We start from the raw sequence: 22,415 nt of genomic DNA on the forward strand, positions 1-22,415 counted from the left end.
ATAGCTTCTCCGGATGCCCCAGCAGGACATCCGACCGCGCATACCCGATGTCGTCCCGGCACGGTTGACACCGCCGGGACAGCAGCCCGTGCGCCGCTCCCTCGTCTCGTACGTCCTCCCGGTCTACGACGAGGAGGACGGCATCGCGGCGTTCCACACCGAGCTGACCGCGGCCCTCGACGAACGCCCCGACCTCGACTTCGAGTTGGTGTACGTCAACGACGGCTCCCGGGACGGCTCCCTGGCGATCCTCCGGGACCTGGCACGCGACGACCGGCGGGTCCGGGTCGTCGACTTCGCCCGCAACTTCGGGCACCAGATCGCCATCACCGCCGGTCTCGACGTCGCCCGGGGCGACGCGGTGATCGTGATGGACACCGATCTGCAGGATCCGCCGCGGGTCAGCCTGGAACTGGTCGACGCCTGGCGGGCGGGTGCCGAGATCGTGCACGCCCGTCGGCGCTCCCGGCAGGACACCGCGTTCAAGCGGGCCACCGCCCACCTCTACTACCGGGTCCTGCGCTCCTCCACCGACGTGGACATCCCGCTGGACACCGGGGACTTCCGGCTGCTGGACCGGCGGGTCGCCGACGAGCTGCGCAGGTACCGCGAGCGCAGCCGGTTCGTCCGCGGGATCGTCGCCTCGATGGGCTACCGGCAGACCGAGGTGGCCTTCGACCGCGACGAACGCTTCGCGGGCGAGACGAAGTACCCGCTGCGCAAGATGGCCCGCCTCGCGGTCGACGGCGTGACCAGCTTCTCCACCGCCCCGCTCAGGATGATCACCCGGCTCGGCTTCGTGGTCCTCGCGCTGTCGCTGCTCGGCATCGTCTACGCGCTCGCGATGAAGTTCTTCCGCCCCGACATCACCGTCTCCGGCTGGACGATGCTGATGTGCGTGGTGCTGTTCCTGGGCGGCACGCAGATGCTGTCGCTGGGCGTCATCGGCGCGTACGTGGGACGCATCCACAGCGAGGCGCAGGGCCGCCCGCTGTACCTGGTGCGCGATGTGATCGGCGGCGAGGGTGAGCGCTGACACCTCGGCGCCCGGGACCACGACCGCCCCGGCCCGGCGGCGGCTCTCCCGGCAACTGCTCAGCTACACCCTGATCGGCGGCAGCGGGGTCGCCCTCGACCTCGTCGTCTTCCTGCTGCTGCACAACGCGGCCGGGATGGACGAGCAGGTCGCCAACGCGATCAGCACCACGCTCGGCATCGTCAACAACTTCGTGCTGAACGCCCGGTTCACCTTCGAGCGCCGCGACCGCCTCCTCGTGCGCTTCCTGCGGTTCTACGCCGTCGGCCTGTCCGGCGTCGCCCTGACGAACCTGCTCTTCCTCGCCTTCACCGACGGCCTGGGGATCGACGCCGACCTGATCAAGGCGGGTTCGCTGCCGCTGGTCCTGGCGCTCCAGTTCGTGCTCAACAGAAAGTGGAGCTTCGCATGAACCTCGGCATCATCGGCGCGGGTGCCACCGGCCTCACCGCCGCCTGGGACGCCGTACGCGCCGGCCACCAGGTCACCGTCCTGGAGGCGGCCGACGAACTCGGCGGCCTGGCCGCGTCGTTGGAGGTCGGCGGGGTCCCGCTGGAGCGCTTCTACCACCACATCTTCCGCAGCGACAAGGCGATGATCGCGCTCATCGAGGAGCTGGGGCTCGGGGACGCGCTGCGCTTCCACCGGCCGACCACCGGCATCTACCGGGGCGGGAGGCTGATCGACTTCACCACGCCCCTCGACATGCTGCGCTTCCCGGAGTTCGGCCCGGTCGACGCCCTACGCTTCGCCGGTTCGTCGGCGGTGCTGAAGGCGGTCCGCGAGGGCGACCGCTACAACGACCTCACCGCGCTCGCCTGGCTGCGCAGGTGGGCCGGGAAGAAGGCCACCGCCGCGGTCTGGGAGCCGCTGCTGCGCGGCAAGTTCGGCGACCGTGCCGAACAGGTGTCGATGGCGTGGCTGTGGGCGCGCATCCACTGCCGGACCTTCGAACTCGGCTATGTGGACGGCGGGTTCGAGCGGGTGTACGCGGCGCTCAAGGACGGGATCGAGGAGCGCGGCGGGAAGGTGGAGTTCGGCAAGGCGGTCGGGTCGATCCGGCAGGACGGGACCGACGAGGCCGTCGTGACCTGCGCGGACGGATCGTCGTACGCCTTCGAGCGGTTGATCGTCACCACCCCGCAGCCGGCCTTCGCGAAGGCGGCCGGGCTGCCCGACGACAGCTCGCTGTGGAGGAACCAGTACCTGGGCGCGACCTGCTTCGTCCTGGAGCTGGACCGCAGCGCGATCCCGTACTACTGGCTCAACATCAACGAGCCGGACTTCCCGTTCCTCGCGGTGGTCGAGCACACGAAGATGATCGACCCGTCCGTCTACGGCGGCCGGCACATCCTCTACGTCGGCAACTACGTGGAGCGCGAGGACCGGCGGTTCACCACGGATCCGGGTGAGCTGCTCGAGGAGTTCGTGCCGTATCTGCGGCGGATCAACCCGGCCTTCGACAAGTCCTGGATCAAGGACTGGCACTTCTCGAAGGCCGGATTCGCCCAGCCGGTGGTGACGCCGGAGTACCGGGCGCTGATCCCGGCCCACGAGACGCCCATGAGCCGGGTCACGCTGGCCACCATGGCGCAGATCTACCCGCAGGACCGGGGGCAGAGCTACTCGGTGGCGATGGCCCGCGAGGTCACTGCCGCGCTCGGGCTCAACGCCTGACGCACAGCACCAGCCGCTCGCCCGGACTCCCGGGCGGACAGTCGTACACCGCGGTGACCCGGCGCCACAGCTCCGGGTCGACGCGGCCCGGCTGGAACCAGGGCCGCTCCAGCACCGCGTACGGGGCCGGGTCGTGGTCGACGCAGTCGGCGTTCTCCTGGAACGACCTCAGCTCGGCCACGTCCGGCAGGTAGCGGGTGCGCTGGAGGAAGGTGGCGATCGGGTACCGGCACCGGGCCGGGTGGCCGAGGTCGTACGCCGTCTCGCCGAAGGCCAGGTACAGCACCGGGGCGCCGGGGGGCAGTTCGGCGGCGATCCGGTCGACCTCCTCGGCCGTGTGCCGCTGCTCCTCCAGGTAACCGGCACCGGTGACGGTGACCTTGCCGTGCAGCACCAGGTGCGGGGAGCCGGGCCAGATGCCCGCGGCCAGCAGCACGACCCCGGACAGGGCGACCCACACCGCCGACCGCTTCCCAGGTTGCTTCCCCGACCGCCTCGCGCGCAGGACGTCCACCGCGGCCGCGAGCAGCGCGGCCAGCCCGGCCGTCCAGACCTCCCACGGCCGCTGGAACCTGCCGGGCAGCTCGGCGTACACCACGGGCAGCACGCCGTAGAGGAGGGACACGGCCCCGAAGCACCACGGCGGGGACCTGCGCGCGCCGCCCACCGCGATGCCCCAGACGGCCGCCGCCAGCACGGGCATCTGGGCTCCGTGGTACAGGAACCAGTTGCCCTGCACGACCACGACCGCCTGCGCGGCGAGGCCGGCCAGGGCGGCGAGCACGAGGAGTTCGGTGCGGCGCCACCGGCCCCGCACCCGGGTCAGGACGAGCAGCAGCGCGCCGGGCAGGAGCAGCAGCACCGGGCTGGTGACCGCGCGGTCGGCCAGGAAGTCCACCGTGCGGTCGAGGATGAAGTGCGGGTGGATGCCGGTCCGGCTCAGTGCGGACTGGTTGATCTGCGGCATGTCCTCGGTCCACTGCCACTCGCGGGTGCCCGCGAGGACGCTCAGGCCGAACAGCGCCAGCGCGGCCGGGATGCCGACCAGGGTGACGCGTACCGCCCGGCCCCGGTCGACGGCGTAGACGAGGAGAACGCCGATCGCGGCGGTCGCGGCGGTGGAGTACTTCATCATCACCGCGAGGCCCAGCGGGAGCGCCGCGAACAGGGCCGCGGGCCAGGGCCGCCGGGGACCGAGGGCGGCGGCGACGGCGCACACCGTGAGGACGACGGCCGTCCACTCCGGCTGGAGGAAGTCGTTGCGGGGCGCGAGGGCCAGGGCGAGCCCGGTGGCGCCGGCCGTGAGCGCGGCCTCGCGGGGCGTGGTCCGGCGCAGCAGTGCCGCGTACAGGGCGTGGGCCGCGGCGGCGGCGAGCAGGACGCCCGCCGCGTTCATCACCGCCTCGCGCACCGCCGTGCCCCCGAAGAAGGCGAGCCGGTCCAGGAGCGCGACGAACCACCGGTAGAAGAACGGGCGGTGGGTGAAGACCTCCGACGGGGACCAGCCGGCCGCCCGGCCGGTGCGCAGGGCGGCCAGGACGTAGTGGAGGTCGCCGGTGAGACCGCGGGTGAGCACCGTGTACAACACGGTCGCCGCGGACGGCACGGCGGCCGCCGCCCACCACAGGGGTGAGCGGCGGCCGTTGTGCTCGGTGGGCCGTACGGAGAGGTCGTCGGCCGTCGTGGTCGTCATGGTGGTCTCAGCCGCCGCGGAGGACCCGCAGGTCGGCCGCGTTGGCCTCGGTGACCTTCCACAGCTCCTGCTGGCGGCCGTGCACGTCGGCGACCGTCCTGTCGTGGTCGGCGAGCAGTTCCTTCGAGCGCTCCACCAGCCGGTCGGCGAGGTGGCGGTCGTGGACCGAGACGCCCCACTCGGGCCGCTCGATGTCCCGCAGGAAGTACGCCATCTTGGGGTGCGAGATGAGGCTGATGATCGGGGTGCCGCAGCCGAAGGGGATCATGCCGGCGTGGCCGCGCATGCCGATGACCAGCTTGGTGCGGGCGTAGAGGTCGAGGATCTCCTTGTTCTCGAAGTCGTACATCGGGATGACGGGCATCGAGATGCCGTGCTCGCGCCGCAGGTCGAAGACGATCTTCTCGTCGTCCAGGGAGTGCGCCACGCACTGGACCTCGGCCAGCTCGCCGAGGACACGGACGGCCTTGGCCATCTGGGCCAGGAAGTAGCCGTAGTCGTGGCCGAAGCGCAGGCCGGCCCGGTCGTAGGCGGCGTTGATCAGGATCGTGTCGTCGCGCCTGGCCGGGTCCTGCCAGCCGGGCACCAGGTGGCGGGTGACCGTGGTGGGGCAGGGCTGGAAGCGGATCTTGTCGTGCAGGCGGTTCGGGACCATGGCCCGGACCTTCTCGATGGAGCCGTGGTTGCGCAGTCCGAAGAAGGCGGACCGCTCGACGAGCAGCCGGAGCGAGTCGCGGAAGCGGTTGGCCCGGTAGGACTGGCCGTCGAAGGCGTTGAAGCCGACGGCGAAGACCGCGACGGGCACGTCGATGCGCTTCAGGAGTTCGTCCGGGACGTTCCACTGCCAGGCGCTGTTGCCGTTGGGCATGGTGTCCGGGATGAACAGGCCGCCGCCGCCGATGACCAGGCCGCGGCGGCGGTTGACGCGCTGGAGGGCGTTCTCGTCGAAGAGGCGGTGGGCGTGCACCGAGTGCCAGCGGCGGGAGGTGGTGTCGGGGCCGAAGGCGGAGCGGACGCTCTCGGGCAGGAGCTTGTCGCCGGCGTTGCCCTGCCGGTCCATGTAGAAGGCCACGTGCGCCAACTGGTCCTCGGGGGCGCCGAGTTCCTGGGGCGGTACGGCGGCCGCGCGCTGCGCCCACAGCCGGCTGGAGCGGTGGGTCGGGTCGACGGACATGCCGGCGGTGGCGTATCGCAGGGCCTCGCTGTTGTCGCCGTGCACCCAGGCCGTCTGGGCGAGGCGGGCGTAGGCGGTGGCGGCCCGGTTGGGGGCGGCGGCGGCCAGCAGGAGCTGGGTCCTCGCCTCGTCGTAGCGGGAGACGCTCATCAGGGCGTGGCCGAGGACCTCGTGCGGCCAGGCCTCGTCGAGCGGGATGCGGACGCTGCCGAGGATGTCGACGGCGTCCTGGTAGTCGCCGGTGGAGATGTGGGCGGCGGCCACCTTGCGGGCGGCTTCGACGTCCCCGGTGCGCGCCACGTGCGGGGTGCCGTAGTGCACGAGCAGGTCGTGGTGGAGGCCGCCCTGCTGCGCCATGTAGGCGGCCTGGAACTCGGCGTCGGACAGCTCGAACTCGCGCCAGCGCTCCTCGGCCCGGCTGTACCCCGCCTCGCCGCCCTGCCAGGGCTTGTGGCGGCCGGTGAAGTGCAGGATCGCGGTGTCGTCGGGGACGGGAAGGTCGCCCGACAGGCGCCGCTTGACGAAGTTGTAGCGGGCGTCGAGGCGCACGAAGTCGCCGTCCAGGACGGCGTTGAGGATGCCCTGGTCGTGCTTGTCGAGCTCGTAGTCGCCGGAGCGGCCGCACGCGTCGAGCCGGGCGCAGAAGGAGTCGCTCAGGTACTCGCGCTGGATGACCAGCAGACCGGAGTTGAGCTTGTGCTGCCCGTAGAAGAACTGCGGGACGGCCGCGAGGCCCTCGCGCAACTGGAGGAGCTCACCGAGGTCGCCGAGCACGACCATGTCGGTGTCGAGCGTGATGACCGTGTCGTACTGGCGGAGCCGGAAGACGTCCAGGATGAAGTACGCCTTGCGGACCAGGTAGTTGTCCTGGTCGCCCTTCTTGTACGAGTCGTAGTGGTCGGCGTCGACCCGCTGGAGGACGATCCTCGGGTGCAGCGCGCGGATCCGGGCGATCGAGCCGGGCCGCAGGTCGTCGTAGAGGACGACGAAGTCCTCGCACACGCCCGGGTTGGACAGGGCGAGGCTGCGCAGCAGGGCGAGGAAGCCGGGCAGGTAGTTCTCGTCGACGAAGCTGGCGAAGGCGATCCTGCGCTTGCCGGTGAGCGCGTGCGCGTCGGTCACCGGGGCGAGGGGGGCGGCGGTCCCGGTCGGGGAGTTGGTGGTCATCGCAGGGATATCCTCATGTCGGTCATGCTCTGGGCCCGCTCCATGACCCATGCCTTCTCGCTGGTGTATTCGTGCACGGAGGTGATGGCGAGCTTCATCGCTTCCTGGACCCGGTAGGCGCCGCTCTCGTAGAAGTCGAAGCCGATCAGGTCGAGCTTCGGGCTCACGTCGAGGAAGTCCAGCAGCCACAGCATGTTGAAGCCGGAGGTCGGGATGCCGGACCAGACGTCGGTTCCGACCTTGCCGATGTTGCGCAGGGGCCAGCGCAGCGACTCGTCGCCGAGGTAGGTCTGGGCGCCGGGCACCAGGCGGTTGCGCAGCGAGTGCTTCCAGTCGCCGGAGACACCGCCGAAGACGAGGCGGGTGGTGACCTGCTGGTCCCAGTTGAAGCCGTGCTTGTGGATCGTGACGTGGATGTCGGTCCGGGCGCCGGTGTGCCTCGGGTCGATCCGGTAGGAGTTGAAGCGGACGACGAGGTCGTACGCGTCGACCTCGGAACCCATCGAACTCGCGCCCACCCGGCCGGAGTTGGCGATCAGACAGATCGACTTGCCGGCGATCTGGTTGCGGAACTCGCCGAGGGTGATCCACTGCACGCCGCCGACGGTGGGGTCGTCGACCGGGCCGCGCATGCGGTTGCGGCGCTGCTCGGCGTAGAGCTCGACGGCCCGGGTGAGCGCGGGGCCGTCGGTGTCCTCGGTGGCGCGCAGGTCGAGGTACTGGCTGAGCAGTTCCTGCCGCTCCTGCACCGGGGCGTTCTCGGCGTGCAGTGCGAGGAGCGCTCCCACCAGCCGGGGCTCGGCCTCGGTCCAGTCGCCGACGGCGTGCGCGGCCAGGCCCTCGGCCCACACGTCGGTGGCGGGGCGGCCGGCGAAGGCGCGGGCGCCGGGGACCTGGCGGCCGAGGAGTGCGAGGAGTTCGCGCTCCTTCTCGCCCGCGATGCGCAGGCCGGCGATCCGGGCGCGGACGCCGAAGCCGTCGTCGTCGGTGAGGCTCAGGTACTTCTCGTACGCCTCCAGCGCCTCGGCCTCCTCGCCGAGTGCCTCCAGGAGCCGGGCGCGCAGCCGCCAGCCGGCGCGGGAGTTCCTGCGCTGGGCGAGGACGGTGTCGCTGATGACCAGGGCGAGGTTCAGCTCGTCGTCGTAGCCGCACTCCAGGGCCTTGTTGCCGACGGCCAGGAGGGCGTCGAGCAGTTCGGCCGGGATGTTCGCCGCGGGGGCCTGGGCGCCCTTGACGGCCCGCTTCAGCAGGGCGGTCGCACCGGAGGGGGCGGGCGCGGCCGGGACGGTGGTGGCGGTGGTGCCCCAGACGACGAGCAGCCTGCGCAACTGTTCGGCGAGTTCGACGCGACGACGGTCGACGCTGCCGACCACCTTGCCGCTGTGCGCCGCGCAGGCGCGCAGGCACTCGTCCAGCTCCCCTCCACGCGCGCGTGCACGCCTCTTCTGGACCGTCGTCATGGCACTCCTGTTGTTTTCTTGCCAAAGCAAAGGCAAGTTCATGGGTTTACTGCGACGTGGGGGGATTCTGGGCGAACTTAGGAAGCCAAAACGACATTCAGGTGAACCCACCGGGACCAGAAGGCCAATCGTTGGTCGGGCGAGTAAGACATCACCGTGATTCGGACTAACGTGCTGGGGCGCATCCACAGGAGTGACTTAGGCTCTTCAGAGCTTGCGAAGGGGATTTCCGTGACCAGCATGACCGTCCGGCCGGCACCCGACCTGCCCCGGCGGCCGGAAGGGCCACTGCCCGCACCGCGCCGCCGCGAGACCAGGCTGCGGGCCCTGGACGGACTGCGGTTGGTGGCCGCGCTGATGGTGGCCGCGTACCACTACGGCGGCCGCGGCGGCGAGATCACCCAGTCCTGGGGAGGCTCCGCACAACATCAGTTCCCGACGCTGCACACCTATTTCTCCTACGGCTGCCTCGGCGTCCAGGTCTTCTTCGTGATCAGCGGGTTCGTGATCTGCATGAGCGGCTGGGGCCGGTCCCTGACATCGTTCTTCGCCTCCCGCGCGTCCCGGCTGCTGCCCGCCTATTGGGCGGCCGTGCTGCTGGTCACGGCGGTGTTCGCGCTGCCCGCGGTCGCGTACGAGGCGCTGTCACCCAGCGACGTCCTGGTCAACATGACGATGCTTCAGATGCCGTTGGGCGTCGACCGGGTGCTCGGTGTCTGCTGGACGCTGTGGGCGGAGGTCCGCTTCTACGCGCTGTTCGCGCTGTGCGTGGTCCTGCCCGGGGCGTCCCGGCGCCGGGTGATCATGTTCTGCGCCGGCTGGACACTGGCGGCGGCCCTCACTCAGGCCGCCCATCAGCCGCTGCTCGACGTGGTGTTCATGCCCGAGTACGCCTCCTTCTTCATCGGCGGTGTCGGCCTCTACCTCGTCCACCTCGACCGGCGGGACGTGTACGCGTGGGGCATCGTGGTGGTCAGCTTCCTGATCGGGCAGCACTACGCGGTCACGTCGCTGTGGAACGTGTCCGACCCGAACGCCTTCGCCCACCGCACCTCGCTGGGCATCGTGGCGGTGGTCGCCTTCGGCTTCGTCGCGGTCGCGGCGATCGCGCTGGGCTGGCTGAGGTGGGCGAACTGGCGCTGGCTGACGGTGGCCGGCGCGCTGACGTACCCCTTCTACCTGGTGCACGAGCACCTGGGCTGGGTGGTCGTCCGCGCCCTGCACCGGGGTCTGGGTGTCCCGTCCTCGGTGACCTTCGCCCTGACGGTCGCCTCGATGCTGGCGCTGGCCTGGCTGTTGCACCGACTCGTCGAGAAACCACTGACCCCGCGGTTGCGGGCGGCACTGAACAGGGCGCGGTGAGGAGGGCCTGGTCGGCGTTTTCCTCGTTTTCCCGGATTTCGGTGTCGGCCTGGCCCATTGACGTGGACCAAGGGTCGGCATGTTCACCTGACGTTTGCTCTGCGGCGATATTCGGCAGGCCGTTGTCAGCGAAATGGATTCATGGCAGAGACACAGCAGACTCCCGAACTTCCCGGCGAGCTCAAGGACGTCCAGGGCTGGTTCCCGCCGCTGGACCAGGTGCTGTTCAACTGGTTCCTGCAACGCCAGGAGAAACCCGGTGACCTGCTGGAACTGGGCGTGTACCTGGGCAAGAGCGCGATCCTGCTCGGGCGGCACCTGCGGGACGGCGAGCGGTTCACGGTCTGCGACCTGTTCGGGGGCGAGGCACCGGACGGCGCCAACCGTGCGGAGACCACGAAGTCGTACGCCTCTCTCACCCGGCAGGCCTTCGAGCGGAACTACCTCTCCTTCCACGACGTCCTGCCGAGGGTGATCGAGGGGCCCACCTCGGTCGTCCCCGGTGAAGTCGCGCCAGGCACCTGCCGGTTCGTGCACATCGACGCCTCGCACCTGTACGAGCACGTGTACGGCGACATCGGCGCCGCCCGCGAGATCCTGCTGCCCGACGGGATCGTCGTCCTGGACGACTTCCGCTCCGAGCACACCCCGGGCGTCTCGGTCGCCGTGTGGGAGGCGGTGCTCAACCGCGGCCTGCGGCCGGTCTGCCTCAGCACCCAGAAGCTGTACGCGACCTGGGGTGATCCGGAGCCGGTCCAGGAGGAGTTGCTGGCGATGCTGCGGGGGCGGGCGGACGTGGGCCTGAGCGTGCAGGAGGCGGCCGGTCACCGGCTGGTGCGGGCGCGCGCACAGCAGATGCAGGCCCCGCCGTTCCCGCGCTCCCGCCACTACGTGGAACCCCCGACCACCCCGACCCCCGCCCCACGGCCCCGCCGTTCCCCGGCCCACCGCATCGCGGTGGACCTACTACCGCCACTGGTGACACGCGCGGTGAGGAAGGCCAGGGCCCGCTAGGCCGACACCGCTGCTGCCACCCGTTGTCACACACCCGGTCCGGAAAGCCAGGCCCGCCAAGCCGGCACCTCTCCTGCCCCCGAGGGTCACGGCCCGCTAGGCCGGCCTCCCCTGCCCCCGGGGGTCACGGCCCGCCAGGCCGGTACCTCTCCGGCCGCGCGTCGTGCCGCGAAGTCAGGCCCCGCCAGGCCCGTATCGCTGCTCGATCCCTGCCAGCACCAGCGCCAGTCCCTCCTCGTAGCCCCGGTCGAAGTCCTGGAAGATCTCCGCGCCCGCTGCCGCGGACAGGGGGAAGCCGGCCATCAGGCGGGCGCGTTCCGCCACGTCGAAGCCGTCACGGCGCTCGCCGGGCAGGGGCTCCACGCCCTGTTCCTCCGTGACGAAGCCGAGGGTGTAGAGGTACGACGTGGACATGGCCCGGACCGCCTGGGCGAGGGTGAACCCGGCGTCCGTGCACAGCCGCAGGGTCTCCTCCATCTGCTCGACGTGGACGAGGCCCGTGAAGCGTGAGCCGCTGTAGACCTTGGCGCCGTCGCGGTAGCCGAGCAGGGCGGTGCGCAGTCCCCGGTTGGACTTGAGGAGCCGTTCCCGCCAGGTGTCGGACGGGTCGAGGTCGGCCCCGGCGACCATCCGCCGGTACATCTCCGTCGCCATCTCGTCCAGCAGTGCCTGCTTGTCCTTGAAGTGCCAGTACAGGGCGGGCGCCTTGACGTCGAGTTCCTTGGCGATGGCCCGCAGGGTGAGGCCGTCGAGGCCCACCTCGTTCAGGAGCTTCAGGGCGGTGGCGGCGACCCGGGCGCGGTCGAGGGGCGGGCGTTTCTCCGTACTCACGCTTGACAGCTTAACAGCGTTAAGGGCACTCTCGGACTCGACGGCACTTAACATCGTTAAGGGGAATGGGTATGAACACGGACGTACTGATCGTCGGCGCCGGGCCCACGGGGCTCGCCCTCGGGATCGACCTCGCCCGGCGGGGTGTGGACGCGCTGGTGGTGGAGAAGGCGGACCGGCTGTTCCCGGGCTCGCGCGGCAAGGGCCTCCAGCCGCGCACCATGGAGGTCTTCGACGACCTCGGCGTGCTCGACGCGATCCTCGCGGTCGGCGGGACCTACCCGGTCGGCATGGTCTGGCAGGACGGCGAACGGGCCGGCGAGCACCGGATGTTCGACCCGGCCGAGCCGACCGAGGACGCGCCGTACAACGCGCCCTGGATGGTGCCCCAGTGGCGCACCCAGGAGGTGCTGTTCGCCCGGCTGGTGGAGCTGGGTGGGCGGGTGGCCTTCGGGCGGGAGGTCGTGGGGATCGAGCAGGACGGTCCCGACGCCGACGGCGTGACCGTGCGCTGCGCGGCGGGCGCCGAGATCCGGGCCCGGTACGTGGTCGCCGCCGACGGCGGCCGCTCGGTGGTCCGGCGCACCCTCGGCATCGGCATGACCGGCGAGACGGTCGACCCCAATCCGCTGCTCGTCGCGGACGTCCGGATCACCGGTCTCGACCGGGACAACTGGCACATCTTCCCGCCCCGCGGCGAAGTCGGCTACCTCTCGATCTGCCCGCTCGCCGGCACGGAGGACTTCCAGGTCGTGGCCCAGTTCCCGGAGGGCACCCGGGTGGACCTGTCCCCGGCCGCCGTCCGCGAGGTCGTCGCGGCCCGCTCCCACCTGGCCCCCGAGTCGGTGACGGAGGTCCGCTGGGCCTCCGACTTCCGGCCCCGCGCGGCCCTCGCGGACAGCTTCCGCTCCGGCCGGGTCTTCCTCGCCGGCGACGCGGCCCACGTCCACTCCCCCGCGGGCGGCCAAGGCCTGAACACCAGCGTGCAGGACGCCTACAACCTGGGATGGAAGCTGGGAGCGGTCCTGCGCGGCGGTGCCCCGGCCGCCCTGCTGGACACCTACGAGGAGGAGCGCCGCCCCGTCGCCGCGCAGATGCTCGGCATCTCGACCGGTGTGCACCGGGGCGAGGTCCGCCGGGGCGAGGCGACCCGCCAACTGGGCCTCGGATACCGGGACTCCTCCCTCACGGAGGAGACCCGCACGGCACCGGCCGGCCTCCGCGCGGGCGACCGGGCACCCGACGGGCAACTGGCGGGCGTACGGCTCTTCGACGCGTTCCGGGGCCCGCACTGGACGCTGGTGGCGGTCGGGATCGAGGCACCCCGACTGCCGGAGGCGGTGCGCGTGGTCACCGGCGACGAGCAGCCGTACTACGGCAAGGGGCTGTTCCTGGTACGCCCGGACGGCTACGTGGGCTGGGCCGGTGAGGACGCCTCGGAGCTGGCGGCCTACGTCGGCCGGGGAATCACGCGCTAGCGAGCGACAGCTTCACGGCGAACCCGAGGAACAGCGCCCCCGCCGCCGAGGTCACCCCCGCGGACAGGCGCCGGCGCCTGCGGAACGCGGCCGCCAGCCTCGTCCCGCCGAAGATCAGCGCGGTGAGGTACAGGAAACTGGCCGCCTGGGCGAACGCCCCGAGGACCACGAAGGACAGCGCCGGGTACGCGTAGCCGGGGTCCACGAACTGCACGAAGAAGGCGACGAAGAACAAGATCGCCTTGGGGTTGAACAGGCTGATCACCAGCGCCCTGCGGTAGGGCCGCTCACCCGGTCCGGCGTCGGTGACCTCCGCGTCGGCCACGGGCGAGCGCCGTGACCGCCACAGCTCCCGCGCGGCCCGCATCATCCCCACGGCCAGCCACGTCAGATATCCGGCGCCCGCGTACTTCACGATCCCGAACAGCACGGCGTTGGCCTGGAGAAGGGAGGCGACCCCGGCGGCGGACAGGGTCATCAGCACGGCGTCCCCGCACCACACCCCGGCCGCGGCGGTGTATCCGGCGCGCACGCCCCGCCGGGCGGCGACGGAGACGACGTACAGCGAGTTGGGGCCGGGCAGCAGGACGATCAGGACGAGGCCGGCCAGATAGGTGGGGAGGTCGATGACACCGAACATGCAGACGAGTGTCGCACTCAGAACGCGTCCGAGGGCACGTAGGTCCCCCACACCTCGCGCAGGGCGTTGCACACCTCGCCCACCGTCGCCCGGGCCCGCAGCGCGTCCTTCATCGGGTACAGGACGTTGTCCTCGCCCTCCGCCGCCTTCTTGAGGGCGGCGAGCGCCGAGTCCACCGCGGCCCGGTCGCGCTCGGCGCGGAGCTTCGCGAGGCGTTCGGCCTGCCGGGCCTCGATGGCGGGGTCGACGCGCAGCGGCTCGTACGGCTCCTCCTCGTCGAGCCGGAAACGGTTGACGCCGACCACGACCCGCTCGCCGGCGTCGGTCTCCCGGGCGATGCGGTAGGCGTTGTGCTCGATCTCGTTCTTCTGGAAGCCGTGCTCGATCGCGGCGACCGCGCCGCCGAGGTCCTCGACCTTGCGCATCAGGTCCAGCGCGGCCGCCTCGACGTCGTCGGTCATCCTCTCGACCGCGTACGACCCGGCGAAGGGGTCGACCGTCGCCGTCACGTCGGTCTCGTGGGCCAGCACCTGCTGGGTGCGCAGCGCCAGCCGCGCCGACTTGTCGGTGGGCAGCGCGATGGCCTCGTCGAAGGAGTTGGTGTGCAGCGACTGGGTGCCGCCGAGGACCGCCGCGAGGCCCTGGACGGCGACCCGGACCAGATTGACCTCCGGCTGCTGGGCCGTGAGCTGCACGCCGGCCGTCTGGGTGTGGAAGCGGAGCATCAGCGACTTGGGGTTCCGCGCGCCGAACCCGTCCCGCATCACCTTCGCCCAGATCCGCCTGGCCGCGCGGAACTTGGCGACCTCCTCCAGGAGCGTCGTCCGCGCGACGAAGAAGAACGACAGGCGCGGGGCGAACTCGTCGACGTCCATGCCGGCCGCGACCGCCGTGCGGACGTACTCGATGCCGTCGGCGAGGGTGAAGGCGATCTCCTGCGCGGGCGAGGCACCCGCCTCGGCCATGTGGTAGCCGGAGATCGAGATCGTGTTCCACCGGGGCATCCCGGCCCGGCAGTACCTGAAGATGTCCGCGGTCAGCCGCAGCGAGGGCTTGGGCGGGAAGATGTACGTGCCGCGCGCGATGTACTCCTTGAGCACGTCGTTCTGGATGGTGCCGGTCAGCCGGTCGGCGCCGACGCCCTGCTCCTCGGCGACCAGTTGGTACAGCAGGAGCAGCAGCGCGGCCGGTGCGTTGATCGTCATCGACGTGGACACCTGGTCGAGCGGGATCCCGTCGAACAGCACCCGCATGTCGTCGATCGAGTCGACGGCGACCCCGACCTTGCCCACCTCGCCGTGGGCGATCGGGGCGTCGGAGTCGTGGCCCATCTGGGTGGGCAGGTCGAAGGCGACCGACAGGCCCGTGGTGCCGTGCGCGATGAGCTGCCGGTAGCGGGCGTTGGACTCCGCCGCCGTGCCGAAACCGGCGTACTGGCGCATGGTCCAGGGGCGGCCCGTGTACATCGACGGGTACACGCCCCGCGTGAAGGGGTACCCGCCGGGCTCGCCGAGCTTCTCCTCGGGGGTCCAGCCCTGAAGGGCCTCCGGGCCGTAGACGGGTTCGATGGGCAGTCCGGACTCCGACTCACGCGTCATGCCCACCACCGTATTGCGGTCGCGGGCGAAGCGCCGCCGGGTCGTTCGCAACCGGCCGTCCGGGGGGAGACATGTCAGGGACGCCGGTGAGAGGACAGGGGGTCCGGATGAGTGGTACGGGCATGGGGAGATCGTTCGCGGCGCTGCTGGTCCTGGCGCTGGCCTGCGGCTGCACGGTGCAGACCGCCGACGGGGACGGCAAGCGGGGACTGCCCGTGCGGATCGAGGTCCCGGAGCACAGCACACCGCCGGCGGACGACGACCCGAAGCCGAGCGCGACACCGTCCACCCCGGCCGCCGCGCCCGCCGTGCTGTGGTCGCGCGGCGACTCCGGGCGGGACGTACGGGAGTTGCAGGCGCGGCTGCGCCAGGTCGCGTGGCTCTTCGACGGGCCGACCGGGTCGTACGACGACCTCACCGAGCGGGCGGTGAAGGGGTTCCAGGGCAAGCGCGGCCTGCCGCGGACCGGGAGGACCGACACGGTCACCTGGAAGCGGCTGACGGCCATGACACGCGAGCCGGGCAAGTGGGAGCTGTACCTGATGGGCGGCCAGCCGGCCGACGCGCCGGACGCGCGGTGCCTGACCGGGCGGGTGCTGTGCATCAGCAAGTCGAGCCGGACCCTGCGCTGGATGGTCGACGGACGGACGGTCATGACCGTGCCGGTCCGCTTCGGCTCGGTGGGCACACCGACCCGCGAGGGCGTGTTCAGCGTCTACTGGAAGTCACGGCACCATGTGTCGACGCTCTACGACTCCCCGATGCCGTACGCCATGTTCTTCAGCGGCGGCCAGGCGGTGCACTACTCGGCCGACTTCGCGGCCCACGGCTACGCGGGCGGCTCCCACGGCTGCGTCAACGTGCGCGACGAGGCGGCGATCGCGGACCTGTTCACCCAGGTGCGGAACGGCGACAAGGTCGTCGTCCACTGGTGAGTCCCGCGAGGGGATTCAGGGGCGCGGACGGGACCGGGGGAACGTGTCCCGCCCGCGCCAGGTGCACGAGCCGTAGGTACGGGGGGAACCCCGGCTCTGTGCGACGGCCGATGACCAGTCGGCTCACTCAGTACTGCGCTGCGGCGGCCGAAAACGTCACACCCGCCGCGACCGAAAGCGCGGCAGGCGGGAAAAGCGCAGGTCAGCGGGGTCGGAAACCGTCACAGCGCGCTGTACGACGGGCTGGGCGCGGGCTCCGGTGACATCGTTGCCCCGGGTGCGGCGATCGGGGCGTCGGAGGCGGTGCCGCCGTCGGGGCCGTGGTGGTTCTTGCGGGGGGCCGTGAACTGGTTGCCGTTCCCGCCGTTCCCGCCGTTCCCGCCGTTGCCACCGCCGTGGCCGTGGCCCGCGCCGTGACCGCTCTTGTCGTTGCCCTCGTGGTCGCCCTTGCCCTCACCCTTGCCGTCGCCCTTGCCCTCACCCTTGCCGTCGCTCTTCGCGTCGCCCTTGTGGTCGTCGGGGGCGGACTGGGCGTCGCCGCCCTGGGCGCCGGAGCCGGACAGGACTCCCTGGCAGTACTTCCAGACCTGCGAGGCACCGCCCGCCGCACCCTCAAGGGAGCGCTTGCGTGACGGGTCGAGCTTCTTGCCCGCGCGCACGTCCCGGCAGGCCGAGGCGGCTCCGTTCCAGTCGCCGCGGGGCCGTACGCCCAGCCCCTCGGAGCCCTTGCCGGGCGTCGCGCCGGTGCCGCCGCCTGCCGTGTCCCGGGAGCCGGACCCGTGGGAGGGGGAGCCCCCGGGTGAGGGCGCGACCCCGGGCGCCGAGGCCGGCGGGGAGTCGAGCGGGCGGTCCGGGGTGGTGGCGGCGGACACCGTCACCGCGGGTTCCGGTTCGCCGTCGCCGAGGTGCGGCAGGACTCCGATTCCGGCCGCGACGGCCACCCCGCCCGCCATCCCGACGGCCAGTACGGCGGCCAGTCCGAGGTGCGCGGGACGCCGCCTGCGGGAACGGCGGGCCCCTGCGTCCGGGGCGCCGATCCGCACCAGACCGGCGTCGGCGGAACCCTCCGCGGCCCGGTGCCCGCCCTGCGCGGACGGGCTCACCGAGTCCTCCGCGCGATCCGCGCGCACCGTGCGGAACGCGGCGAGCGCGGCCTCCTCACCGGGGAGTTCGCCGCTGGTCGGCGCGGGTTCGACGGTCAGCGCGTCCAGTGTTTTCGCGAGCCGTTCGGCCCGGTCGCGGTCGGCCTCGTCGACAGCTTCCAGTGACTCGCCGCGCAGCAACCGCTCCGCTGTCTCGAGGTCCAGCCACTCGTAGCTCTCGTCGGCCATCACATGTCCTTCTGCGTCCGCGGACGCAGATGCGTCACACTCGCGGACGTCACCGCACGGTCCTGCGGTTCTCGCTGCGGAGGCAGGGCGTCGAGCGCGCCGGCTGATTCCGGATCCTCGCCGAGGAGCTCCGCGAGCCGTTTCAGACCGCGGTGCGCGGCCGTGCGTACGGCGCCGGGACGCTTGCCGAGGGTCTCGGCGGCGGTCTTGGCGTCCAGGCCGACCACCACGCGCAGCACCACGGCCTCGGCCTGGTCCTGGGGCAGCCGGGCGATGAGGGAGAGGGTGGTGTCGGTGGCCAGCGCCTCGATGGCCTCGCCCGCGGTGTCCGATTCGGCGGGCTTCCCGGTCAGCTCGGTCTCGTCGCCGCCGATGGCGGGCCGGCGGCCGCGCATCCGGATGTGGTCGAGGGCCCGGTTGCGGGCTATCCGGGCGGCCCAGCCGCGGAAACGGTCCGCGTCCCCGTCGAAACGGTCCAGGTCACGGGCTATCTGGAGCCAGGCCTCGGAGGCCACGTCCTCGGCGTCCGGGTCACCGACCAGGGTCCGGACGTATCCGAGCAGCCGCGGGTGCACCGCGCGGTACACAGTCCGGAACGCGGTCTCGTCCCCGTCCTGTGCCGCAAGCACCGCGGCAGTCAACTCCGCGTCGTCCCCCAGCACCCGTGAATCCTCAATACGTGGTCGCGATCGATGGTCGCCGCTTCGAGCCGTCGAGGGGTTGTGGTGATCGTTCGAAGTCGCGTTGATCATTCAACTTCCGCGCCCGGCGCGAAAGGCACGTTACGACCTGAAACCGCTGCTCGTCCATGTCCGTACAAAATGCAACTAGCTCGTGATCCAGGGGCGGTCCGAGGGGGTGTGACAGAAACCGCACTCATGACGCTGAAGGAAGTACGGGCCGCCGCGCGGCCCGTGCCGCGCGACGGCCGGGGCCTCTCCTGTGGGGGGTGGCGGCCCCGGCCGTTGCCTCGGCCGCGCCGGGTCACTGCTTCTTCGACTTGTTCTCGTCCGTGTTCGACCGGCCGGTCGTCCCGTCCTGCGGCTTTCCCGCCTGCCCGCCGTTCGCGTTGCCCCCGCTGTCGGCGTTGCCTCCGCCGTTCGCGTTGCCTCCGCCGTTGGCGTTCCCCGGGTCCTTCGCGGCGCCCGTGGCCTTCGCGTCGGCCGCCGCGGTCAGCGCGGCGCAGTAAGCGCTCACGTCCGCCTCGCCGCCGGCCGCCGTCGCGAGCTGCCGGAACGCCGTGGCGTCCAGCGCCGCACCCCGGCCCCGGAGCTTCTCGTAGGCGCGGCAGTGGGCCAGGGTGTCCTTGGCGGTGGGCGGGTGCCCGGCCGGGGCGGACACGGACGGCCGCGCGCCGCCGCGCGACTCGGCCGGAGCGTCGGCGGAGACGCTCGGGCGTGCGCCCTTGCCGCCGGCCGCGCCCTGGTCCGGAGCGTCGCCCGCCGAGCCGATCGCCGCGTAGGCGACCCCGCCGAGGGTGAGGCTCGCGAGCAGGACGGAGAGCGTCGCCTTCAGCGAGAGCGTCCGGCGCCGCGAGCGGGGCCGCCAGTCGTCCCGGCGGCGGGTGCGCGCCCGGTGCGCCCCGGCGTCCCGCGCCGACCGGAAGGCGGCCACGGCCCGCCGCTCCGCCTCGTCCTCGGGCTTCTCCCCGCGGATGGCCGCCGCGAGCAGCGCTTCCAGCGGGCTGTCGTCGTAGCGGGACGCATGGTCGTACGAGGGACGCGGCCCGGGCGCGGTGTGCTCGCCGTACGTCGCGCCGGGTGGGGGCGCGGCGCCCCGCTCCGGGCCCGGCACGGTCTCCGCCGGGCGCGCATGCCGGCGGCCGGGGGCGTCGCCGTTCCGCTCGTCACCCATGCCGTGTCCGTCCCTGTCCGACGTGCCGTCCTCGCCTGTCATGTCGACTCCCCCAGCGTCCGGGGGCCGTCATCCGTCACACTCTCGACGCCCAGTTGGAGCGCCAGCCGCTTCAGCCCCCGGTACGCCGCGGTGCGCACCGCGCCGGGGCGCTTGCCCAGGACACGGGCGGCCGCGGGACCGTCCAGTCCGACCACCACCCGCAGCAGCACCGCCTCGGCCTGGTCGCGCGGCAGCCCCCGGACCAGCCCCAGGGCGTACTCGGTGGAGAGCGACTCCAGCGCCTGGTCGTGCGTGCTGTGCGGGCCCGGCAGATCCAGCATGTCCTGCTCCAGCGCCGCCGACCGGGGGCGCACCTTCTGCCGGCGCAGGTGGTCCAGGGCCCGGTGCCGGGCGATGGTCGCCGTCCAGCCGCGGAAGCCCGCCCCGTCCCCCTTGAACCGGCCCAGGTCCCGGGCTATCTCCAGCCAGGCGTCCGACGCCACGTCCTCCGCGTCCTCCCCGACCAGCCCGCGCAGATACCCGAGCAGTCCGGGCTGCACCAGCCGGTAGGCGACCGCGAAGGCTGCCTCGTCGCCCTCCTGGGCCCGCGCGACGGCCGTGCCCAGTTCCCCGTCGTACGCCTGCACGCGGCGGGGTTCCCCTCCCTGGCCCAAGAACTTTCCCGTCCGTACCGGTTCGTGGCGATTCCGCACCCTCCGGCACGGTCGCCCTTGCCCATGTCCCCCACGGTCAACAGCGCCGGACCCGACAGAAGTGTCACAGCAGGTCGCACCGCACCGGCCGACCCCCTCACCTCGCACACCTGTGACACCTGGCACCCTTCGTACGCTGTGTAAGTGCCACCTGTGAGACAGGTGGTGTTTCTGTGACCGGATTCAAGGTCTGTGACCAATTCAGGGGTGGGGTAGTGAGTCGTCGTCAAAGCCGTGCGTACAGACCGCTCAGCATGAAGCGGCGGGCGTGGCTGACGCTCGGTGCGGTGGTCCTGGGAGGCGGCGGCATCGCGACCTACGCCGTCGCCAGCCCGTCGGCCGACACCGCGGGGGATCTGCAGCCCAAGCGGCCGGTGAAGGTCTACAACCTCGCGCTGAAGGCTCCCGAGGCCGGCGAGCGCGAGCTGCCGCGCACCGAGACCAAGCAGTTCTCGCTGCTCGGCATCTCCTGGACGGGGGCGACCAAGCGGCTCGACGGCAAGGCGCAGGTACGCACCCGGAGCATCGACACCGGCGTGTGGACGTCCTGGCAGGACCTGGAGACGAACGCGGACCCGGTGGAGGACGCCGACGAGCGGGCCGGGGCACGCGGCGCGTCCGAACCGCTGTGGGTGGGCCCCTCGGACGGTGTCGAGGTCCAGGTCGTCCACGAGGACGGCACCACCAGCGCCGGACTGCCCTCGGGTCTCAAGGTCAACCTGGTCGACCCGGGCATCGCGACCGCCGCGGAGCAGCGGGCCGCGGGCGACGACAAGGACCCGGCGGCGTACGCCGAGGACGTGACGCCGAGCCCGACCCCGACCGACACGGCCACCTCCACCGCCTCCCCGACGGCGACGGCGACCGCGACCGCGACGCCGACACCCACGCCGACCCCGACCGCCACCACCCCCACCGCGCCCCCGTCGACGGTCCCCGAGCCGCCGATCGTCTCGCGCGCCGGCTGGGGTGCCGACGAGTCGCTCAGCCCCGACCCGTCGGAGTACAACGCCGATGTGAAGGCCGTCTTCGTGCACCACACGGCCGGGTCGAACGACTACACCTGCGCCGAGTCGGCGTCGATCGTGCGGGCCATCTACGCGTACCACACCGCCCCGGAGCCCAGCGGCAACGGCTGGAACGACCTCGGCTACAACTTCCTGGTCGACAAGTGCGGCACGATCTTCGAGGGCCGCAAGGGCGGCGTCGACAAGCCGGTCCTGGGCGCCCACACCTACGGCTGGAACCGTGAGTCCACCGGCATCGCGGTCATCGGCGAATACACCGCGACGGGCGCCTCGAGCGCCGCCCTCGCCTCGGTCGCCCGCATCACGGCCTGGAAGCTCGGCCAGTACGGCGTCGACCCCAGCTCCACGGTCCAGTTGAAGGCGGGCGCGACCCAGAAGAACCTCGCCGGCACCAGCTACACCGCGGGCAGCCTCTACACCTTCAACCGGGTCTCCGGCCACCGCGACGGCTACGCCACCGAGTGCCCGGGCAACTCCCTCTACGCCCAGCTCCCGACCGTCCGCGCCTGGGCGTCCGGTCCGGTGCAGGGCCTGAAGGTCACCTCGCTGACCGGCGCGACCCTGTCCGGTTCGACGTACTACACCAAGGGCGCGATCACGGCGAAGTGGTCGGCCACCACTCCGGGTTCGCTGATCTCGAAGTTCGAGCTGCTGGTGGACGGCAAGGTCGTCGCCACCACCTCGGGCACGGCCGCCTCGGCGGCCACCACCCTGGCCGCGGGCAGCCACAAGGTCGCCGTACGGGCCGTGCACCAGTCCGGCAGGACGGTGACGACCACCGCGCTGACCGTCGTCACCGACACCACCGCGCCGACCTTCTCCACCACCCCGAAGATCACGCTGCGCGCCGGCACGGTCAACACCACCGCCGTCCCGGTCACCCTCGGCTGGAAGGCCGCCGACAACGCGGTCCTCAAGCAGGTGAGCCTGCTCTCCCCGACGACGGCCACCTTCGGCCCGACCACCACCAGCTCCAGCCGCACCGCCAAGTCCGGCACCGCGAGCACCTGGTCGATGAAGGCGTACGACGTCGCGGGCAACACCCGCACCTCGTCGCCGTCCTACACGCCGATGATTCTCCAGGAGACCTCGGCGACCAAGTCCGGAAGCTGGACGAGCCGTTCCTCCACGAGCTACCTCGGCGGGAAGTCGTACTCCAGCGGTTCCAAGGGCGCGAGCCTCACGTGGACCTTCACCGGCCGGTCCGCGGCCTGGGTGGTCTCGCGGGCGTCCACCTCCGGGCAGGCGTACGTGTACGTGGACGGCACCAAGGTCGCGACCGTGGACCTGAAGTCCTCGACCACGAAGTACCGCGACGCGATCTGGACCAGGTCCTGGTCGAGCAGCGCCAAGCACACCGTGAAGATCGTGGTGGTCGGCACCAGCGGCCGCCCGACGATCACGACGGACGGCCTGGTCTACATCAAGTAGCCCGCCGCGGC

18 protein-coding genes are annotated in these 22,415 nt (G+C 71.8%); 8 read left to right on the forward strand and 10 right to left on the reverse strand.

Annotated features, from left to right (window positions below; all coding sequences use genetic code 11):
• Positions 1–13: 13 nt before the first annotated feature.
• Genes ACZ66S_RS07400 through ACZ66S_RS07410 form a run of 3 tightly spaced genes read left to right on the forward strand, consistent with a single transcriptional unit; the run spans position 14 to position 2,713 of the window.
• The gene (locus ACZ66S_RS07400; protein WP_469900336.1) at positions 14–1,036 is read left to right on the forward strand and encodes a glycosyltransferase family 2 protein; all 1,023 of its coding nucleotides are present in this window, start codon (positions 14–16) and stop codon (positions 1,034–1,036) included.
• Positions 1,026–1,448 (forward strand): GtrA family protein, encoded by a 423-nt coding sequence (locus ACZ66S_RS07405; protein ID WP_469900338.1) that lies wholly within the window; start codon positions 1,026–1,028, stop codon positions 1,446–1,448. Before ACZ66S_RS07400 ends, ACZ66S_RS07405 begins: the two co-directional genes overlap by 11 nt.
• Complete coding sequence (locus ACZ66S_RS07410; protein ID WP_469900340.1) at positions 1,445–2,713, forward strand: NAD(P)/FAD-dependent oxidoreductase; 1,269 nt, start codon at positions 1,445–1,447, stop codon at positions 2,711–2,713. Before ACZ66S_RS07405 ends, ACZ66S_RS07410 begins: the two co-directional genes overlap by 4 nt.
• Here ACZ66S_RS07410 and ACZ66S_RS07415 read toward each other — a convergent pair.
• Genes ACZ66S_RS07415 through ACZ66S_RS07425 form a run of 3 tightly spaced genes read right to left on the reverse strand, consistent with a single transcriptional unit; the run spans position 2,703 to position 8,207 of the window.
• Positions 2,703–4,406 carry a hypothetical protein gene (locus ACZ66S_RS07415; RefSeq protein ID WP_469900342.1) on the reverse strand — a complete coding sequence of 568 codons (1,704 nt, stop codon included), beginning with the start codon at positions 4,404–4,406 and terminating at the stop codon, positions 2,703–2,705. The genes ACZ66S_RS07410 and ACZ66S_RS07415 overlap by 11 nt on opposite strands.
• Positions 4,407–4,413: 7 nt before the next feature.
• Positions 4,414–6,747, reverse strand: coding sequence for a glycosyltransferase (locus ACZ66S_RS07420; protein ID WP_469900343.1), 2,334 nt, complete (start codon positions 6,745–6,747; stop codon positions 4,414–4,416).
• Entirely contained in the window at positions 6,744–8,207 is a 1,464-nt protein-coding gene (locus tag ACZ66S_RS07425; protein ID WP_469900345.1) for a glycosyltransferase family 29 protein, read from the reverse strand. The genes ACZ66S_RS07420 and ACZ66S_RS07425 overlap by 4 nt, the downstream gene beginning before the upstream one ends.
• 240 nt (positions 8,208–8,447) lie before the next feature.
• On the opposite strand from ACZ66S_RS07425, the gene ACZ66S_RS07430 reads away from it, so the two are divergent.
• Both ACZ66S_RS07430 and ACZ66S_RS07435 read left to right on the forward strand, forming a co-directional pair.
• Positions 8,448–9,569, forward strand: coding sequence for an acyltransferase family protein (locus ACZ66S_RS07430; RefSeq protein ID WP_469900892.1), 1,122 nt, complete (start codon positions 8,448–8,450; stop codon positions 9,567–9,569).
• A gap of 141 nt (positions 9,570–9,710) precedes the next feature.
• Positions 9,711–10,583: a class I SAM-dependent methyltransferase gene (locus ACZ66S_RS07435; RefSeq protein WP_469900347.1), complete on the forward strand. Its 873-nt coding sequence runs from the start codon at positions 9,711–9,713 to the stop codon at positions 10,581–10,583.
• A gap of 174 nt (positions 10,584–10,757) precedes the next feature.
• Here the strand turns inward: ACZ66S_RS07435 and ACZ66S_RS07440 are convergent, their stop codons facing one another.
• Positions 10,758–11,414 (reverse strand): TetR/AcrR family transcriptional regulator C-terminal domain-containing protein, encoded by a 657-nt coding sequence (locus ACZ66S_RS07440; protein WP_469900349.1) that lies wholly within the window; start codon positions 11,412–11,414, stop codon positions 10,758–10,760.
• A gap of 71 nt (positions 11,415–11,485) precedes the next feature.
• Here ACZ66S_RS07440 and ACZ66S_RS07445 point away from each other — a divergent pair, with 71 nt between their 5' ends.
• Positions 11,486–12,892, forward strand: coding sequence for an FAD-dependent oxidoreductase (locus tag ACZ66S_RS07445; RefSeq protein WP_469900351.1), 1,407 nt, complete (start codon positions 11,486–11,488; stop codon positions 12,890–12,892).
• On the opposite strand, the gene leuE is transcribed toward ACZ66S_RS07445, so the two are convergent.
• Positions 12,882–13,532 (reverse strand): leucine efflux protein LeuE, encoded by a 651-nt coding sequence (gene leuE, locus ACZ66S_RS07450; protein WP_469900353.1) that lies wholly within the window; start codon positions 13,530–13,532, stop codon positions 12,882–12,884. The genes ACZ66S_RS07445 and leuE overlap by 11 nt on opposite strands.
• Before the next feature lie 17 nt (positions 13,533–13,549).
• Entirely contained in the window at positions 13,550–15,130 is a 1,581-nt protein-coding gene (locus ACZ66S_RS07455) for an acyl-CoA mutase large subunit family protein (protein ID WP_469900355.1), read from the reverse strand.
• 122 nt (positions 15,131–15,252) lie between these two features.
• Between ACZ66S_RS07455 and ACZ66S_RS07460 the strand changes: the two genes are divergently transcribed.
• Positions 15,253–16,065 carry a L,D-transpeptidase family protein gene (locus ACZ66S_RS07460; RefSeq protein WP_469900357.1) on the forward strand — a complete coding sequence of 271 codons (813 nt, stop codon included), beginning with the start codon at positions 15,253–15,255 and terminating at the stop codon, positions 16,063–16,065.
• Between the two features lie 221 nt (positions 16,066–16,286).
• Here ACZ66S_RS07460 and ACZ66S_RS07465 read toward each other — a convergent pair whose 3' ends face one another.
• The 4 genes from ACZ66S_RS07465 to ACZ66S_RS07480 all read right to left on the reverse strand — a co-directional run bounded on the left by ACZ66S_RS07465 (position 16,287) and on the right by ACZ66S_RS07480 (position 19,906).
• A complete protein-coding gene (locus ACZ66S_RS07465) occupies positions 16,287–17,396 on the reverse strand; it encodes a hypothetical protein (protein WP_469900359.1) in 1,110 nt (369 codons plus the stop codon).
• Positions 17,396–18,058, reverse strand: a complete 663-nt coding sequence (locus tag ACZ66S_RS07470) for an RNA polymerase sigma factor (RefSeq protein ID WP_469900361.1) — start codon at positions 18,056–18,058, stop codon at positions 17,396–17,398. The genes ACZ66S_RS07465 and ACZ66S_RS07470 overlap by 1 nt, the downstream gene beginning before the upstream one ends.
• A gap of 322 nt (positions 18,059–18,380) precedes the next feature.
• Positions 18,381–19,292, reverse strand: coding sequence for a hypothetical protein (locus ACZ66S_RS07475; protein ID WP_469900363.1), 912 nt, complete (start codon positions 19,290–19,292; stop codon positions 18,381–18,383).
• Positions 19,289–19,906: an RNA polymerase sigma factor gene (locus ACZ66S_RS07480; RefSeq protein ID WP_469900365.1), complete on the reverse strand. Its 618-nt coding sequence runs from the start codon at positions 19,904–19,906 to the stop codon at positions 19,289–19,291. Before ACZ66S_RS07480 ends, ACZ66S_RS07475 begins: the two co-directional genes overlap by 4 nt.
• A gap of 293 nt (positions 19,907–20,199) precedes the next feature.
• Between ACZ66S_RS07480 and ACZ66S_RS07485 the strand changes: the two genes are divergently transcribed.
• Positions 20,200–22,404: a peptidoglycan recognition protein family protein gene (locus ACZ66S_RS07485; protein WP_469900367.1), complete on the forward strand. Its 2,205-nt coding sequence runs from the start codon at positions 20,200–20,202 to the stop codon at positions 22,402–22,404.
• The last annotated feature ends 11 nt before the right edge of the window (positions 22,405–22,415 follow it).

It is taken from the genome of Streptomyces sp. NPDC107471, assembly GCF_055582845.1.

Coding starts and splice junctions, on each gene's coding strand:
- ACZ66S_RS07455 (WP_469900355.1), bottom strand. CDS start 15,130: ATGACGCGTGAGTCGGAGTCCGGACTGCCCATCGAACCCGTCTACGGC.
- ACZ66S_RS07400 (WP_469900336.1), top strand. CDS start 14: ATGCCCCAGCAGGACATCCGACCGCGCATACCCGATGTCGTCCCGGCA.
- ACZ66S_RS07465 (WP_469900359.1), bottom strand. CDS start 17,396: ATGGCCGACGAGAGCTACGAGTGGCTGGACCTCGAGACAGCGGAGCGG.
- ACZ66S_RS07415 (WP_469900342.1), bottom strand. CDS start 4,406: ATGACGACCACGACGGCCGACGACCTCTCCGTACGGCCCACCGAGCAC.
- ACZ66S_RS07445 (WP_469900351.1), top strand. CDS start 11,486: ATGAACACGGACGTACTGATCGTCGGCGCCGGGCCCACGGGGCTCGCC.
- ACZ66S_RS07420 (WP_469900343.1), bottom strand. CDS start 6,747: ATGACCACCAACTCCCCGACCGGGACCGCCGCCCCCCTCGCCCCGGTG.
- ACZ66S_RS07475 (WP_469900363.1), bottom strand. CDS start 19,292: ATGACAGGCGAGGACGGCACGTCGGACAGGGACGGACACGGCATGGGT.
- ACZ66S_RS07430 (WP_469900892.1), top strand. CDS start 8,448: ATGACCGTCCGGCCGGCACCCGACCTGCCCCGGCGGCCGGAAGGGCCA.
- ACZ66S_RS07410 (WP_469900340.1), top strand. CDS start 1,445: ATGAACCTCGGCATCATCGGCGCGGGTGCCACCGGCCTCACCGCCGCC.
- leuE (WP_469900353.1), bottom strand. CDS start 13,532: ATGTTCGGTGTCATCGACCTCCCCACCTATCTGGCCGGCCTCGTCCTG.
- ACZ66S_RS07460 (WP_469900357.1), top strand. CDS start 15,253: ATGGGGAGATCGTTCGCGGCGCTGCTGGTCCTGGCGCTGGCCTGCGGC.
- ACZ66S_RS07435 (WP_469900347.1), top strand. CDS start 9,711: ATGGCAGAGACACAGCAGACTCCCGAACTTCCCGGCGAGCTCAAGGAC.
- ACZ66S_RS07485 (WP_469900367.1), top strand. CDS start 20,200: ATGAAGCGGCGGGCGTGGCTGACGCTCGGTGCGGTGGTCCTGGGAGGC.
- ACZ66S_RS07425 (WP_469900345.1), bottom strand. CDS start 8,207: ATGACGACGGTCCAGAAGAGGCGTGCACGCGCGCGTGGAGGGGAGCTG.